Origin of the sequence: Streptomyces sp. NP160 (genome assembly GCF_006335115.1) — a bacterium.
In the GTDB taxonomy this organism is placed as follows: domain Bacteria; phylum Actinomycetota; class Actinomycetes; order Actinomycetales; family Quadrisphaeraceae; genus Quadrisphaera.
The window spans coordinates 20,095-35,978 of record NZ_VDMJ01000010.1; the positions used below are offsets into that span (position 1 = coordinate 20,095).

At 75.6% G+C, this 15,884-nt stretch carries 14 protein-coding genes; 9 read left to right on the top strand and 5 right to left on the bottom strand.

Annotation, left to right across the window (positions count from 1 at the left end):
• Positions 1-18: 18 nt before the first annotated feature.
• Entirely contained in the window at positions 19-882 is an 864-nt protein-coding gene (locus FHN55_RS07545; protein ID WP_139711707.1) for a 1-acyl-sn-glycerol-3-phosphate acyltransferase, read from the bottom strand.
• 77 nt (positions 883-959) lie between these two features.
• On the opposite strand from FHN55_RS07545, the gene FHN55_RS07550 reads away from it, so the two are divergent.
• Together FHN55_RS07550 and FHN55_RS07555 are read left to right on the top strand one after the other, a co-directional pair.
• The gene (locus tag FHN55_RS07550) at positions 960-1,745 is read left to right on the top strand and encodes a carboxylesterase (RefSeq protein ID WP_139711708.1); all 786 of its coding nucleotides are present in this window, start codon (positions 960-962) and stop codon (positions 1,743-1,745) included.
• Complete coding sequence (locus tag FHN55_RS07555; protein WP_139711709.1) at positions 1,742-2,290, top strand: hypothetical protein; 549 nt, start codon at positions 1,742-1,744, stop codon at positions 2,288-2,290. The genes FHN55_RS07550 and FHN55_RS07555 overlap by 4 nt, the downstream gene beginning before the upstream one ends.
• A gap of 9 nt (positions 2,291-2,299) precedes the next feature.
• Here the strand turns inward: FHN55_RS07555 and FHN55_RS07560 are convergent, their stop codons facing one another.
• Positions 2,300-3,280, bottom strand: coding sequence for an ROK family glucokinase (locus tag FHN55_RS07560; protein ID WP_139711710.1), 981 nt, complete (start codon positions 3,278-3,280; stop codon positions 2,300-2,302).
• A 79-nt stretch (positions 3,281-3,359) separates the two neighbouring features.
• On the opposite strand from FHN55_RS07560, the gene FHN55_RS07565 reads away from it, so the two are divergent.
• Positions 3,360-5,189, top strand: coding sequence for a long-chain fatty acid--CoA ligase (locus FHN55_RS07565; RefSeq protein ID WP_257570776.1), 1,830 nt, complete (start codon positions 3,360-3,362; stop codon positions 5,187-5,189).
• Here the strand turns inward: FHN55_RS07565 and FHN55_RS07570 are convergent.
• Positions 5,171-6,337 (bottom strand): glycosyltransferase family 4 protein, encoded by a 1,167-nt coding sequence (locus tag FHN55_RS07570; RefSeq protein ID WP_139711712.1) that lies wholly within the window; start codon positions 6,335-6,337, stop codon positions 5,171-5,173. The genes FHN55_RS07565 and FHN55_RS07570 overlap by 19 nt on opposite strands.
• A complete protein-coding gene (locus FHN55_RS07575; RefSeq protein WP_139711713.1) occupies positions 6,334-7,791 on the bottom strand; it encodes a hypothetical protein in 1,458 nt (485 codons plus the stop codon). Before FHN55_RS07575 ends, FHN55_RS07570 begins: the two co-directional genes overlap by 4 nt.
• A 69-nt stretch (positions 7,792-7,860) precedes the next feature.
• Here FHN55_RS07575 and FHN55_RS07580 point away from each other — a divergent pair, with 69 nt between their 5' ends.
• Both FHN55_RS07580 and FHN55_RS07585 read left to right on the top strand, forming a co-directional pair.
• Positions 7,861-9,594, top strand: coding sequence for a DEDD exonuclease domain-containing protein (locus FHN55_RS07580; RefSeq protein ID WP_139711714.1), 1,734 nt, complete (start codon positions 7,861-7,863; stop codon positions 9,592-9,594).
• A 16-nt stretch (positions 9,595-9,610) separates the two neighbouring features.
• Positions 9,611-9,892 (top strand): Lrp/AsnC family transcriptional regulator, encoded by a 282-nt coding sequence (locus FHN55_RS07585; protein WP_139711715.1) that lies wholly within the window; start codon positions 9,611-9,613, stop codon positions 9,890-9,892.
• A 14-nt stretch (positions 9,893-9,906) separates the two neighbouring features.
• On the opposite strand, the gene trpD is transcribed toward FHN55_RS07585, so the two are convergent.
• Positions 9,907-10,986: an anthranilate phosphoribosyltransferase gene (gene trpD, locus FHN55_RS07590; RefSeq protein ID WP_257570777.1), complete on the bottom strand. Its 1,080-nt coding sequence runs from the start codon at positions 10,984-10,986 to the stop codon at positions 9,907-9,909.
• A 147-nt stretch (positions 10,987-11,133) separates the two neighbouring features.
• On the opposite strand from trpD, the gene FHN55_RS07595 reads away from it, so the two are divergent.
• The 4 genes from FHN55_RS07595 to FHN55_RS07610 all read left to right on the top strand — a co-directional run bounded on the left by FHN55_RS07595 (position 11,134) and on the right by FHN55_RS07610 (position 15,457).
• Complete coding sequence (locus FHN55_RS07595; protein ID WP_139711717.1) at positions 11,134-11,766, top strand: heme-copper oxidase subunit III; 633 nt, start codon at positions 11,134-11,136, stop codon at positions 11,764-11,766.
• Positions 11,767-11,857: 91 nt separating this feature from the next.
• Positions 11,858-12,646 (top strand): c-type cytochrome, encoded by a 789-nt coding sequence (locus tag FHN55_RS07600; protein WP_218974442.1) that lies wholly within the window; start codon positions 11,858-11,860, stop codon positions 12,644-12,646.
• Between the two features lie 61 nt (positions 12,647-12,707).
• Complete coding sequence (locus FHN55_RS07605) at positions 12,708-13,778, top strand: ubiquinol-cytochrome c reductase iron-sulfur subunit (protein ID WP_257570778.1); 1,071 nt, start codon at positions 12,708-12,710, stop codon at positions 13,776-13,778.
• Complete coding sequence (locus tag FHN55_RS07610) at positions 13,775-15,457, top strand: cytochrome bc complex cytochrome b subunit (RefSeq protein WP_257570779.1); 1,683 nt, start codon at positions 13,775-13,777, stop codon at positions 15,455-15,457. Before FHN55_RS07605 ends, FHN55_RS07610 begins: the two co-directional genes overlap by 4 nt.
• The last annotated feature ends 427 nt before the right edge of the window (positions 15,458-15,884 follow it).

A 15,884-nucleotide genomic window follows, 5' to 3' on the forward strand; every position in this document is an offset into this window, starting at 1 on the left:
GTCGGGCACCGGGAGAGGCTACCGGGCGGCGTCCGCCGGGGGGTCCGCGGGCAGGGCCGTGCCGACGTCGCCCAGCTCCTCCGGCCCGAGCTCCGGCTCGTGGGCCCGGCGCGTCGTGGAGTCGGCCGTCGGACCGGCGCCGAGCACCTCGGGCCCCGCGGTCTCGGGCTTCATCGCCTTCGCGGCGGCGCGGCGCTCCTTGGCCGTGGCCGACAGGCGGTCCTTCATCGTGGTCGCGTAGACGTCGACGTACTCCTGGTTCGACAGCCGCATGATCTCGTAGGTGATCTCGTCGGTCACCGAGCGCAGCACGAACCTGTCGTTCTCCATGCCCTGGTAGCGGGAGAAGTCGAGCGGGGCGCCGATGGTGATGCCCACCCGGCGGATGCGCGGGATGCGGCGCCCGATGGGCTGCACGACGTCGGTGCCGTGCATGGCCACCGGGAGCACCGGCACGCCGCTGGTCAGCGCCACGCGGGCCACGCCGGTCTTGCCGCGGTACAGGCGGCCGTCGGGGCTGCGCGTGCCCTCGGGGTAGATGCCGAACAGCTCGCCGCGGTCGAGCACCTGCAGCGCCAGGTCGATCGCCGCCTGGCTGGCCTTGCCGCCGGAGCGGTCCACCGGGAGCTGCCCGATGCCCTTGAAGAAGCCCGCCGTGAGGCGGCCCTTCACACCGCGGCCCGTGAAGTACTCGGCCTTGGCCATGAAGCTCACCCGCCGCGGGACCACCAGCGGCAGGAAGAAGGAGTCGGACACCGACAGGTGGTTGCTCGCGAGCACCGCCGGCCCCGTCAGGGGCACGTGCTCCAGACCCTTGACCTCCGGCCGGAACAGCGACGTCAGGACGGGGTAGAGCACCGCCTTGAACAGCCAGTAGAGCACCCGTCCTCCTCGTCAAGCGGTTCTGGCTCAACCATAGGGGCGGCCTCGACCGGCCCGCAGCGTGCGACGATGGTGGCGTGGGTGTGCTGGCCGGCGCTGAGGCCTTCTCCTCCGGCGGCGCGGCCGGCGCGCAGGCCCCCGCCTCGCCCGCGGTCCTGCTCTGCCACGGCTTCACGGGCAGCCCCCAGGGGCTGCGCGGGTGGGCCGAGGACCTGGCCGCCGCCGGGGTCGCGGTGAGCCTGCCCCGGCTGCCCGGGCACGGCACCCGGTGGCAGGAGCTGGCGCGCACCGGCTGGGCGGACTGGTCGGGCGCCCTCCGGGCGGAGCTGGAGCGGCTGCGCGGGCTCGGGCACCGCGTCGTCGTCGGCGGTCTCTCGATGGGCGGCGGCCTGGCGCTGCGGCTCGCGGCCGACCACCCCGCCGACGTCGCCGGCCTGGTGCTCGTCAACCCCGCCGTGCGCCTCGGCGACCCGCGGACGGCCTCGCTGCCGCTGCTGCGCCGGCTGGGACTGCTCGGCCGCCCGGGGCGCGAGCGCACCGCACCGGCCGTCGGCGGGGACGTCGCGAAGCCGGGGGCGGTGGAGCTCGCCTACGACCGGGTGCCGCTGACCGCGGCCGCCGAGCTGGTGCGGGGCCTGCGCGGCGTCCAGCGGGACCTGCCGCTGGTGCACCAGCCCGTGGTGCTGCTGCGCTCCGCCGTCGACCACGTCGTGCCCGCCTCCTCCAGCACGCTGGTGCTGGAGCGCGTCGGCTCGGCCGACGTGCGCGAGGAGGTGCTGCCCCGCAGCTTCCACGTGGCCACGCTCGACCACGACGCGCCGCGCATCAGCGCAGCCACCCTCGAGCTGGTGGGCCGGCTGTGACCGCCGCTCCCCCGCCCGGTGGCGGCGACCCCGAGGGCGTCGACGTCGACGCCGCGTGGGCGCAGATCCTCGCCCACTGGGACGACCCGGCCGCCGAGCCCGACCGGCCGGCGGGTGCCGCGGCCCCGCCCGCGCAGCCCCCTGCACCTCCCGCGCCGCCCGTGCCCCCCGTGGCGCCGACGGAGCTCCGCCGCCGCCGCACGGACCCCCCGGCCGAGCCCGCCCAGCCCGCCCAGCCCGTCCAGCCCGCCGGGCCGCGGCTGCCGGACGGGCGCGGCGGCACCGAGGCCGACCCCCTCGCCGAGGAGCACTGGACGCCCCCGGAGCCTCCGCCGATGCCCCGGGGCAGCTGGAGGACGTGGCTGCCGTGGCTGGGCGTGCTCGGCGTGCCGTTCTTCTTCGTCGTCGTGGTGGTCGTGCGACCGCCGCTGCCGCCCGTCGTCGTCCTCGTCGCCGTGCTGGGGTTCGTGGCGGGGTTCGTCACCCTCGTCCTGCGGCTGCCGAGCCACCGCGAGGACGACGGCGACGACGGCGCCCGGCTCTAGCGGTCCGGGCTAGCCGATCCGGGCGAGGTCGGCCACGCCGATCATCCCGGCGTCGTTGCCCAGCGAGGCCAGCTCCACGGGGATCGCGGGGCGGTGCCCGCGCGCCGTGAGCTGGCGGGCGAAGGCGGTGCGGGCCGGGGCGAGGAGCAGGTCGCCGGCCTCGGAGACCCCTCCGCCGACGACGACGAGCGACGGGTCCAGCGCGGCGACCACGCTGGCGGCGCCCTCGCCGATCCACCGGCCGAGGTCGGCGAGCAGCTCCACCGCCGCCGTGTCGCCCTCGAGCGCGGCCTTCGTGACGGTGGGCCCCTGGATCGCCTCCGGGTCGTCCCCCACCAGCTCGAGCAGGTGGGCCGCGAGCGGGGAGCCGGTGCGGGCCATCGCGCGGGCCTCCCGGACCAGCGCGCGGCCCGAGGCGTACTGCTCCCAGCAGCCGCGGTTGCCGCAGCCGCAGGGGTGGCCGTCGGGGACGACCCTGATGTGGCCGAGCTCCCCCGCGAAGCCGCTGGCGCCCCGCAGGAGGCGGTCGCCGATGACGATGCCGCCGCCCAGGCCGGTGCCGATGGTCAGCAGCACCATGTCGTGGACCTCGTGCCCGGCGGTGCTGGCGCTGCGCCCCGTGCCGTGGGCGAACTCGCCCCAGGCGGCGGCGTTCGCGTCGTTCTCCACCACCACCGGCAGGCCCAGCGCGCCCTCGAGGTCGGCGCGGACCGGCTCGTCGCGCCAGGCGAGGTTGGGGGCGAAGGTCACCACGGAGCGGCTGGCGTCCACGAAGCCGGCGGCCGCCACGCCCACGGCGGCGACGTCGTGCTGGCGCCGCAGCTCGCCGACGGCGTCCACCACGGCCGAGGCGATGGCGCCGACGTCGCGGGCGGGGGTCTCGCGGCGGGTGCGGGCCACGACGCGGCCGTCACCGTCGACGACGCCCGCCGCGATCTTGGTGCCGCCGATGTCCACGCCGACGGTCAGTGCGCCGGAAGGGGTGCTCACGGCGCTGGACGCTACCCGCCTCGCTACAGTCGGCAGGACCCGCCGACCCGCTGAGCCAGCGTCGACTCAAGGGAGTGCAGTGATCGAGCGAGCCGAGCCCCTGGCCGTCCAGGTGGACCCGTCCCAGTCCGTCACGGACCTGCTGGTCGAGGTGGCCGCCGAGGCCCCCGAGCTGCCGCTGCTCGCACGCCCCGCGGGCGACGGGTGGGAGCAGCTGGGCGCCGCCGAGGTGGTGCGGCGCGTGAAGGCGCTCGCCGCCGGGCTCGCCGCCAGCGGCGTGGCCCCGGGCGACCGGGTGGCCCTCCTGAGCCGCACCCGGCTGGAGTGGACCCTCGTGGACTACGCCATCTGGTGGGCCGGCGCCGTGACGGTGCCCGTGTACGAGACGTCCTCGGCGGAGCAGGCCGCGTGGATCATCTCCGACTCCGGCTGCACCGCGGCGGTCGTCGAGCAGCCGCGCCACCGCGACCTGCTCGCCTCCGTGGCCGCCGAGACCCCCGAGCTCGACCCGTCGCGCGTGTGGGTCATCGACGACGGCGGCCTCGAGGCCGTCGAGGCGCTCGGGCGCGACGCGTCCCTGGCGGTGGAGGAGGCCGAGCTGGAGCGCCGTCGCGCCGCGGTGACGGGCTCCGACCTCGCGACGATCATCTACACCTCGGGCACCACGGGCCGCCCCAAGGGCTGCCAGCTGACCCACGCCAACTTCGTGGTGCTCTCGCGCAACGCCGTGGCCGCCATCCCCGACGTCTTCGCCGCCGGGGCCTCCACGCTGCTCTTCCTGCCGCTGGCGCACGTGTTCGCGCGGTTCATCCAGGTGCTGTGCCTGGCGGGCCGCTCCACGCTGGCGCACACGCCGGACTCGAAGGACCTCTCCCGGGACCTGGCCACGTTCCGGCCCACCTACGTGCTGGCGGTGCCGCGCGTGTTCGAGAAGGTCTTCGCCAGCGCGGAGCAGAAGGCCATCGAGGGCGGCAAGGGGAAGGTCTTCGCGAAGGCGGCGGCCGTCGCCGAGGCGTTCAGCCGCGCCCAGGACTCCGCGCGAGACGGCGGCCGCGGGCCGGGCCTGGGACTGCGGGCCCAGCACGCCGTCTTCGACAGGCTCGTCTACGCCAAGCTGCGCGCGGCCCTCGGCGGGCGGGCGGAGTACGCCGTCTCCGGCGGCGGGCCGCTGGGCGAGCGGCTCGGCCACTTCTTCAAGGGCGTCGGCATCACGGTGCTGCAGGGGTACGGCCTCACCGAGACCACCGCCCCCACCACGGTCAGCCGCCCCGAGCGGGTCAAGGTGGCCTCGGTGGGCCGCCCGCTCCCGGGCTGCTCGGTGCGCATCGACGCCGACGGCGAGGTGCTGGTCAAGGGGCCCCACGTGTTCTCGGGGTACTGGCACGACCCGGCGGCCGACGCCGAGGCCTTCGACGCCGACGGGTGGTTCCGCACCGGCGACCTCGGCGCCCTCGACGACGAGGGGTTCCTCTCCATCACCGGCCGCAAGAAGGAGATCATCGTCACCGCCGGCGGCAAGAACGTCGCCCCCGCGGTGCTCGAGGACCGGCTGCGCGCCCACCCCCTCGTCAGCCAGGCGCTCGTGGTGGGCGACGGCCGGCCCTACGTCGGCTGCCTGCTCACCCTCGACCCCGACGTGCTGCCCGGGTGGCTCCGCGCCCGCGGCATGCCCGTCCTGGACGTCACCGCGGCCGCCCGCGACGAGGGCGTGCGCGCGGTGCTGCAGGAGGTGGTCGACCAGGCCAACGCCGCGGTCTCCCGCGCCGAGTCGATCAAGCGCTTCGCCGTGCTGGAGTCCGACTTCACCGAGGCCAACGGCCTGCTGACGCCGTCCCTGAAGCTGCGGCGCCGCCAGGTCCTGGCCGCGCACGCGGACGCCGTGGAGGAGCTCTACAGCTCCAGGAGCTGAGCCAGCCGGGCGGCGCGCTCGTCCCAGCCCCACTGCGAGCGCACCCACCGCTGGCCGGCCGCGCCCAGGGCGCGGGCGCGGGCGGGGTCGCCGAGCAGGGACGCCGCCGCGGCCGCGACGGCGGCGGGGTCGGTGCCGTCCACCAGCAGCCCCGTCTCCCCGTCGCGCACCGCGTCCGGGGCCCCGCCCGAGCGGCCCACCACCACCGGGCGCCCGCTCGCGGCGGCCTCGAGGAAGCAGATCCCCAGGCCCTCGGTCTCCAGGCCGGCGAGCCGGTCGCGGCAGGGCATGGCGAAGACGTCCGCGGCGGCGTGGGCGGCGGCCAGCTGGCCGTGGGGCAGGCGACCTGTCACCACGACGTCGCCGCCGGGGCCCCGGCGCAGGCCCAGGTCGTCGGCCAGCCGCTCCAGCTGGCGGCGGCGCGGTCCCTCCCCCACCAGCACGAGGGCCGTCCCGGGCACGGCGCCCTGGACGGCCGGCAGGGCGCGCAGCAACACGTCCTGCCCCTTGCGGGCCACCAGCCGCGAGACGCACAGGAGCACGGGCCTGCCCGCGAGGCCCCACTCCTCGCGGAGGGCGCGCGCGCCGTCGTCGTCCTGCGGGCGGCCGAAGGCCGACGGGTCCACGCCCGGCGAGAGCGTCGTGACGCGGGGGCGCAGGGCGTGCGGGAGGGCGGCGGTGATCGGCGCGCCGGTGGCCGGGCCGAGCACCGTGAGGACGTCGTTGCGGGCGGCCACGGCCCGCAGCGCGGCCCGGGAGCCGGGCAGCCGCGCCCACCACACCTCGTGGCCGTGGGTGGTGGCCACCGTGCGGCGCACCCCCGCCCGGCGCAGCGCCGGGGCGAGCAGGCCCAGCGGCGCCGCGGCGCCGAACCAGGCCCGGTCGCAGCCGTGCTCGCGGGCCGTGGCGCTGACGCGGGCCGCGAGCGCCGGGGTGGGCAGCAGGAGGGTGCGGGGGTCGCGGACGACGACGACGCCGAGCGCCGCCAGCTCCGCGTCCAGCTCGCGCTGCGCGGCGGCCAGCGCCGGGTGGCGGCGGGTGTGGACCACCACCCGCCCCGGCAGCCGCCGCACGAGGTTCTCCACGAGCGACTCGATGCCGCCGGCGCGCGGCGGGAAGTCGTTGGTGACGACGAGGGTGCCGGTCACCGGGCGAGCCCGGCCAGCTCGGCGCGCCACAGGCGGACCACCTCGGCGCGGTCGGTGCCCAGGGTGGAGGCGAGGGCGGCGTCCAGGGCGGCGTCGGCGTCGGCGTCGCCCGGCTCGGTGGAGGCGGTGCGGTACAGCTGGACCACGCGGTCGTCGCCGTACCGCTGCGCGAGCGCCGTGACGGCGAGCCAGGCGCTGGAGTACGACGGGCCCACGTCGGCCGTCGTCGCGGGGTCGAAGTCGTCGGCGGTGGGCAGCTCCTGCGGGGCCCGGCCCGCGCGGACCCGTGCCGCCAGGTCAGCGGCCACGGCCTGCTCGGGCAGCCCCGTCCCGCGGTAGCCGACCCAGTCCGCGAACCCCTCCGACAGCCACAGCGGCACCGCGCGGGAGGCCCCGGACCGGGTCGCCACGTGCGTCAGCTCGTGCGTGAGCACCACCTGCTGGCCCAGCGGCGCCAGGGCGCCGAACCCGCTGGGGTTGACCACCACGTGGTCCCCGCGGGTCGCGCCGTTCCCCCCCACCAGCTCCCCGGTGGTGACCGCGGCGATCTGGTCCAGCCCGGCGTCGTCCTCGCGGCCCAGCAGCCTCGCCATCTGGTCCTGGTCGGCCGGCACCTCCACCACGGTGCTGCGGGGCCAGGAGGTCCCCCACACCTCGTCGACGGCGCGGGCCGCGGTGGTGGTCAGCTGCGCGGCGCGGTCCAGCTCGGCGCGGGCCGCCGTGCCGATCACCACCGCGCGCGGGGAGGTGACCACCTGCACGGGGGCCAGGTCCCACAGGTCCGGCACCGTCTCGCCGTCGGCGTCGTCCACCACGGCCCAGCCCTCGCCGGCGGGCACCACCGTGAGGTCCTGCTGGCGGCGCACCGGGTCCTCCCCGGCCCCCTCCACCGACCAGACCAGCGTGGTGCGCGCCACCCAGCTGCCGGCCGGCAGCTGCTGGCTCCGCTCGGCGGGCAGGGCCGGGCCGCTGCCGGTCACCTGCCAGGACCAGGTGCCCAGCGGCACCGGCTCGAGCCTGTCGAACACCGCCGCCGTCCGCTCGCGGTAGGCGTCCAGGGCCGGGCGCGCCGCGGCGGTCGCGTCCGCGTCGGGGAGGACGGCGGCCTCCCAGCCGCTCTCGTCGCGGGCCAGCAGCGCGGCCGCGCGCGCGTCCAGCAGCGCCTGCACGGCGCGCAGGGAGGACGGCGCGCCGGCGGTGGAGTCGCCGCGGGTGGCCGCGGCCGACGGGAGGACGGGGGCGCTGGCAGGGGCGGCGACCGGGCCGGGCTCGTCGAGGAGCCGGACCGCCGCGGTCCCGAGCACGGCGGCGGCGGCCAGCGCGAGGGCCCCGCTCAGCAGGCGGGTGGCCCCCGTGCGGACGCCGGCGCGCCGGCGGGCGCGACGGACGGGGCGGTGCAGGTCGCGCCGGCGGGGCGGGGGTGGCGCGTCGGCCGCGCTGTGCCGTCCCGCCACGGCACCGATGCTACGGGCGCCGGGGCCGGCGCGGGCCCGGTGTCGGTGGTGGCGCCTACCGTCCGCCGGGTGGCGCTTCCCGCTCCCTCCACGCTCCCCCTCTGGGACGACGACGCGTCGTCGTCCTCCCCCGTCGCCCTCGGCGGTCTGGACCCGGACACGCCGCTGCACGAGGTGGACTTCCTCGTGCTCGACTTCGAGACCACCGGCGCCTCGGCCGCCACCTGCGCGATCACCGAGGTGGGCGCGGTGCGGGTGCGCGGCGGGGAGGTGGTGGGCGAGCTGGGCACCCTGGTCCGGCCGCCGGGACCCATCCCGCGGGAGATCACCGCGCTCACCGGCATCTCCGACGCGATGGTCGCCGGCGCCCCGACCATCGGGCAGGTGCTCGCCCCGCTGCTCGAGCTGCTGCGGGGGGCCGTGCTCGTGGCCCACAACGCCCCCTTCGACGTGTCCTTCCTGCGGGCCGCGTGCGCCGCGACGGACCGCGAGCGGCCCGCGCCCGCCGTGGTCGACACGCTCCGCCTGGCCCGGGCGGTGCTGGCCCGCGGTGAGGTGCGCGACCACAAGCTCGGCACCCTCGCCCGGCACCTGGGGGCGCGCACCACCCCCACCCACCGCGCCCTGGACGACGCGCGGGCCACCGTCGACGTGCTGCACGCGCTGCTGGCGCGGGTGGGGTCCCTGGGCGTGACCACCCTGGGAGACCTGGCCAAGGTGGCGCCGGCCGTGCCCGAGCGGGTGCGCCGCAAGCGCACCCTGGCCGACGGGCTGCCGTCCGCGCCTGGGGTGTACCTGTTCAAGGACGCCCAGGGGCGGGTGCTCTACGTCGGCACCAGCGGGGACCTGCGCGCGCGGGTGCGCAGCTACTTCACCGCCGCCGAGCGCCGCACCCGGATGGCGGAGATGGTGCAGCTGGCCGCCTCGGTGACCCCCGTGGTGTGCGCCACGCCGCTGGAGGCGCAGGTGCGCGAGCTGCGGCTCATCGCCGAGCACGACCCCCACTACAACCGCAGGTCGCGCCGGCCGGAGCGGCTGCCGTGGGTGAAGCTCACGGCGGAGCCGTACCCGCGCCTGTCGGTGGTGCGCGAGGTCCGGGACGACGCCGCCGCGGGCGCCGCGTACCTGGGGCCGTTCTCCTCCTCGCGCTCGGCGCAGGCCGCCGTCGAGGCCGTCCAGGACGCCCTGCCCCTGCGCCGGTGCTCCGGGCGCCTGCCGCTGCGCCCGGCCGCCGGGGCGTCCGCGTGCGCCCTCCACGAGATCGGCAGGTGCGGTGCGCCCTGCACCGGGGCCCAGTCGCCGGTCGCCTACGGGGAGGTGGCGGACCTCGCCCGCGGCGCCATGGTCTCCGACCCGGCGCCCGTGCTCGCCGCGGCACGGGCCCGCCTCACCGAGCTCGCGGCGGCGCAGCGCTATGAGGAAGCGGGCCAGGTGCGCGACAGGTCGGTGGCCTTCCTGCGCGGCGCCGCCCGCGCGCAGCGCCTGGCACCGCTCGCCGCGGCCGCCGAGGTGGTGGCCGCCCGGCGCCGGCCCGGTGGGGGCTGGGAGCTGGTGGTGGTCCGCCACGGCCGCCTCGCCGGCACCACCACCACGCCGCCCGGGGCGGACCCGCGCCCAGCGGTGCAGGCCCTGCGGGCCACGGCCGAGGAGGTGGCGCCCCCCGTGCCGCCCGAGCCCGCGTGCTCCGCGGAGGAGGCGGAGCGCGTGCTGGCCTGGCTGGAGGGGGACGGAGTGCGGCTCGTCAGCGTGGAGGGGACGTGGGCCTGCCCGGTGCGGTCGGCGCTGGGCGCGGCCCTGTCATGAGTGGTGGGATGTGACGGTGATCACCGCCATCGTGCACGTCGACGTCGAGGTCTCCCAGGTCCCCGAGGCGGCGTCGGCCATCGCCGACGTCGAGGGGGTCAGCGAGGTGTACTCGGTCACCGGCGACACCGACCTCGTCGTCATGGTCCGCGTCGCGCAGCAGGAGGCGCTCGCCGACGTCATCGCCGACCGCATCGGCAAGGTGGCGGGCGTGCGCGCCACCCGGACGTACCTCGCCTTCCGCGCCTACTCCCGGCACGACCTGGAGGCGGCCTTCGCCATCGGCGCCGACGAGTAGGCCGGCGAGCCCGGTCAGCTCGAGGTCGCCGCCACCCAGCGCTCGAGGACGGCGGCGGCGGCGCCGCTGTCCACGGCGGCGGCGGCCACGGCCAGCTGGCGGCGCAGGGCCTCGTGCAGGTCCCCCTCCAGGCCGTCCGCGGCTGCCAGGGCGGCCGCGGCGTTGAGCAGGACGGCGTCGCGCACCGGCCCGGTCCCCCCGCCGAGGACGCGGCGGGCGACGGCCGCGTTGTGGGGTGCGTCACCCCCGGCGAGGTCGGCGAGCGTCGACGGCGGCAGGTCGAGCGCCCGGGGGTCGACCTCCAGCTCCTCCACGGCACCGCCGCCGACGCGCCAGGCCGAGGAGGGGCCGGAGGTGGTGAGCTCGTCCAGGCCGTCCTCCCCGCGGAAGACGAGCGCCCGCGTGCCGCGGTGCGCCAGCACGCCCGCCACGAGCGGCGCGAGCCGCGCGTCGGCCACCCCGATGGCGGCCGCGCCGGGGCGCCCGGGGTTGGTCATGGGGCCGAGGACGTTGAAGGCGGTGGGCACACCGAGCCCGCTGCGGGCCTCGGCGGCGTGGCGGAACGCGGGGTGGAACACCCGCGCGAAGGCGAACGTGATGCCGACCTCCCCGGCGACCTCCCCGACCCGCTGCGGGGGCAGGTCGAGCCGCACGCCGAGCTCCTCCAGCAGGTCGGCGGAGCCGCACTGGGAGGAGGCGGCGCGGTTGCCGTGCTTGACCACCGTGCGCCCGGCACCGGCCACCACCAGGGCGGCCATGGTGGAGATGTTGACGGTGCTGGTGCCGGTGGCCGAGCGGTCACCGCCGGTGCCGACGACGTCGACGGCGGCCTCCCGCGGACCGGCCGCCTCGGGGAGGTGCAGCGGCACCGCGTGGGCGAGCATCTCGTCGGCCAGCCCGGTCAGCTCCGCCACCGTCTCGCCCTTGGCGCGCAGCGCCACGAGGAACCCCGCCAGCGGAACCGCCGGGGCCTCGCCCGCCATGACCCGCGCCATGGCCCAGGCGCAGTCGTCAGCGGTGAGGTCGCGCCCGGCGACCAGGGCCGAGATCAGGGACGGCCAGGTGCGCGCACCGGAGGGTCCGAGGGCTGCCACGCCCGACACCCTGCCAGGTGGGGACGGCGATCCGGCAGCCCGGGCCCAGCCGCCGCACAGGCGCGGGTGGTGTGATCGTGACCGCATCGTGTCCGCGCGGCGGGTCCCGGACGTCGCACCCCGGGGACCGGACGCCATAATGGCGCCGTGTCGAGCACAGCAGCCCTGCCGCACGCTCCGGCGGCCGTCAACCGGCCAGACCCCGTGTCGGTCGGCACCATCGTCTGGCTCTCCAGCGAGCTCATGTTCTTCGCCGGGCTCTTCGCGATGTACTTCACGGTGCGCGCGGTCGTCCCGGAGCTCTGGCAGACCGAGCCCCAGCTGTTCAACATGCCGTTCGCGATCACCAACACGACGATCCTCGTGCTGAGCTCGCTGACCTGCCAGTTCGGGGTGTTCGCCGCCGAGCGCTACCAGAAGGCCCGCACCGGGTCGCTGCTGCAGGTCAACCGCTGGGGCATGCGCGAGTGGTACGTGCTGACCTACCTCATGGGCGCCTTCTTCGTGTCCGGCCAGGTCTTCGAGTACGCCGAGCTGGTGCACGAGGGGCTCACCATCGCCTCCACGCCGTACGGCTCGGTCTTCTACCTCGCCACCGGCTTCCACGGCCTCCACGTGACCGCCGGGCTGCTGGCGTTCCTGCTGGTCATCGGCCGCAGCTTCGCGGCGCGCCGGTTCGGCCACCAGGAGGCCACCAGCGCCGTCGTCACCAGCTACTACTGGCACTTCGTCGACGTGGTGTGGATCGGGCTGTTCTTCATCATCTACATCCTCCGGTGAGCGCGATGACCTCCCGCGTGAGCCTCGTCACGTCCCCGGCGCGCCCTGTCGCGCTCCACCCCGCAACGTTGAGGATGTCTTCGTGAAGGCTGTGAAGGCTCGCGGCGCCCGCCGCCGCCACCCCCTCGGTGGTGTGGTCGTGATGCTGCTGGCGCTGCTCGTCGTGGGCGGCGCCTACTCGGTGCTCACACCGTCCACGGCGTCGGCCGCCGGGGCCAGCACCGAGGACGTCCAGGCGGGCCGCGAGCTCTTCCTGGCCAACTGCTCCAACTGCCACGGCCTGCAGGCCCAGGGCACGGGCGAGGGCCCGACCCTGATCGGCGTCGGCGCCGCCTCGGTCGACTTCCAGGTGGGCACCGGCCGCATGCCGCTGTCGGCCAACCTGCCGCAGGCCATCGAGAAGCCGGTGCAGTTCTCCGACGAGCAGATCGCCCAGATGTCCGCCTACGTCGCCTCGCTGGCGCCGGGCCCGGCCATCCCCGCCGAGGAGTTCCAGTCCTACACGGACGACCCCGAGCGCATCTCCAAGGGCAACGAGCTCTTCCGCACCAACTGCGCGATGTGCCACAACGTCGTGGGCGCCGGCGGCGCCCTGACCCGCGGCAAGTGGGCCCCGAACCTGCAGGACGTCTCGGCCAAGCACGTCTACGAGGCGATGCTCACCGGCCCCCAGTCGATGCCCGTCTTCAACGACGCGAACATCACCCCGGAGGAGAAGCAGGACATCGCCAGCTACCTGCACTTCGCGGGCACCGAGCCGTCGCCGGGCGGCCTCACGCTCGGCTCGCTGGGCCCGGTCTCCGAGGGCCTGTTCGTCTGGGTCGCCGGCATCGCGGCCCTCATCGGCTGCGCCGTCTGGCTCGGGGCGAGGGCCTCGTGACCCGCGCGACGCTCGTGAGCCGGTCTTCCACCACCAGCACCGACACCCGGGAGGACCGGCCGTGAAGGACTCCCCCACCACGGGGCACAAGGACGCCGGCCCCAGCCACGGCGGGCCCGGCACCGACCTGGCGGCGCCCGAGGGCCAGGCCCTCGAGAACCGCTTCGCGAACCCGGGCCTGCCGGCCCACCGGTTCCGCACCACCGACACCGACCCGAAGGCCGCGAAGAACGCGGAGCGGCAGGTCTCGACGATCTTCCTGCTCTCGGCCGTCGGCACGATCGTGTTCATGGTGGGCTACTTCGCGCTGCCCATCGACGACGACAAGAGCTTCGGCCGCCTCCAGCTGTCGACGCTCGTGCTGGGCCTCGGCCTGGGCTTCGCGATCTTCTGCATCGGCATCGGCCTGGTCCACTGGGCCAAGACGCTCATGCCCGACCACGAGCAGGTCGAGCTCCGCCACGACATCCGCGGCACCGACGAGGAGCGGCGCGACGCGTCGAACATCATCCTCGACGGCGTCGAGGAGAGCGGCGTCATGCGCCGCACCGTCATCCGCAACTCCCTCATCGCCGCGCTCGGCATCCTGCCGATCCCCGCGGTCGTGCTCTTCCGCGACCTCGGCCCGCTGCCCGGCACGGTGCTGCGCGAGTCGCTGTGGGAGGAGGGCGTCCGCCTCACGCGCGACCCCGACGGCACGCCGATCCGCGCGGCCGACGTCACCTTCGGCTCGGTCTTCCACGTCATCCCCGACGGGCTCGCCGAGTCCTCCCACCCCATCGAGGAGAAGGCCAAGGCCGCGGTCCTCCTCATCAGGATCCAGCCGGAGGAGGTCCAGCCGGACGCCGAGCGCGAGGGCTGGGACTACGGCGGCATCTACGCGTACTCCAAGATCTGCACCCACGTCGGCTGCCCCGTGGCGCTCTACGAGCAGCAGACGCACCACCTTCTCTGCCCGTGCCACCAGTCGACCTTCGACCTGACGCAGCACTGCAAGGTGATCTTCGGCCCGGCCAAGCGGCCGCTGCCGCAACTTCCGATCACGGTGGACAGCGAGGGGTACCTGGTCGCCAGCGCTGGCTTCCCGTACCCGCCCGGTCCGAGCTACTGGGAGCGAGGTGGATCAGAGTGAGCTCGATCCTCACGGACAAGAGGACGGCGACGGTCGCCGGGTACCTCGACGACCGCGTCGGCGCCTCGAAGATCGTCAAGACCTTCGCGCGCAAGATCTTCCCGGACCACTGGTCCTTCATGCTGGGCGAGGTCTGCCTCTACACGTTCGTCGTCCTGCTGGTCTCGGGGACGTTCCTGACGTTCTGGTACGACCCGAGCATGTCCCTGACCACCTACGAGGGCAGCTACGCCCCGCTGGTCGGGCAGACCGTGTCCCGCGCCTACGAGTCGACGCTGCACCTGAGCTTCGACATCCGCGGCGGCCTGCTCATGCGGCAGATCCACCACTGGGCGGCGCTGCTGTTCGTGGCCGGGATCCTGGCGCACATGGCCCGCGTCTTCGTGACCGGAGCCTTCCGCAAGCCCCGTGAGCTGAACTGGCTGGTCGGCGTCGCCCTGGCGATCCTGGCCCTGGCCGCCGGCTTCACCGGCTACTCGCTCCCCGACGACCTGCTCTCCGGCAACGGCCTGCGGATCATCTCGGGCGTCATCCAGGCCATCCCGGTGGTCGGCACGTACCTGGCGTTCTTCATCTTCGGCGGGGAGTTCCCCGGCGAGATGATCATCCCCCGGCTGTTCATCCTCCACGTGATGCTCATCCCGGCGGCGCTGCTGGCCCTGATCGGCATCCACCTCGGGCTGCTCGTGCTGCACAAGCACATGCAGTTCCCCGGCCCCGGCCGCACCAACACCAACGTGGTCGGCTACCCGGTGCTGCCGGTGTACGCCGCGAAGGCCGGTGGCTTCTTCTTCATCGTCTTCGGCGTCGTGGTGATCATGGCCGCCACAGTGACCATCAACCCGATCTGGAACTACGGGCCCTACGACCCGTCGCCGATCGGCGCCGGCACGCAGCCGGACTGGTACATCCTCTTCGTCGACGGCGCGCTGCGGCTCATGCCCGGCTGGCTCGGGCCCATCCCGACGGAGTTCTCGACCTTCGGGTACGTGTGGTCGCTCAACATCCTGCTGCCGGGTGCCGTGGTGCCGGGCCTCATGATCATGGCGCTCATCGCCTACCCGTGGATCGAACAGTGGCTGACCGGTGACACCCGCGAGCACCACCTGCTCGACCGTCCCCGCAACAAGCCCACCCGCACCGGCCTGGGCGTCGCTGCCCTGGTCTTCTACGTGGTCATGGCTCTCGCGGCCACCAACGACCTCGTGGCGACGCACTTCCACATCTCCATCAACGACATGACGTACGTGCTCCGCGCGCTGTTCTTCGTCGGTCCGCCGATCGCCTTCTGGGTGACCAAGCGGATCTGCCTGGGCCTGCAGCGCCGCGACCGGGAGCTCGCGCTCCACGGCCGCGAGACGGGGCGCATCGTGCGTACCGCTGACGGTGAGTACTTCGAGGTGCACGAGCCCCTCGACGTCTACGAGCGGTGGAACCTGGTCCAGCACGAGGACGACCTCCTGGTGCCGCTCCCCCAGGGCAAGGCCTCCGGCCTGGACAAGGTGCGGGCACGCTTGTCGGCCTTCTTCTTCGAGGACCACGTCGCCGCTGTCACCCCCGCTGAGCTCGAGGCCGCCCACGGCCACGACGAGGGGCACGGCCAGGCGATCGAAGGTGACACCGACCCGCACGCCGTCGGCGCCGTCGGTCGAGGCGCGGAGACGAGCCATGGCCACTGAGGTGCCTGCGCGTCGCTGACGCCGTCCCGCGAGGGGCGGGTCCCGGAACACCGGGACCCGCCCCTCGCGGCGTCTGGGCCCCTTCGCGCCCTCCGCAGCGCGTGCCAACCCCCGGCGTCCGGCTGCGACTGGAGGGGGGCCGGCCCAGCTCGGCCGCCGCGAGCCGGGAGAGGGTCCTCGACGCGCGTGCTCGGCCGCGAGTCCTGACCACCCCCGGCTCTAGACGCAGCCGAGCGCCTGGCTGCGGTCCAGCAGCCCCCAGGACCGCAACCAGGCGCCCGGCTGCGGTGGCGAAGGCGTCCCAGCTCGGCCGATGCGCACCTCGTCGGCAGCTCTGGCGCACTTTCCGCGGGAAGTGCGCCACCCGGCGTCTCCTTGGCGCGCTCTCCGCGGAAAGTGCGTGAGCCGTCACCGCCGAGCGGCCGGT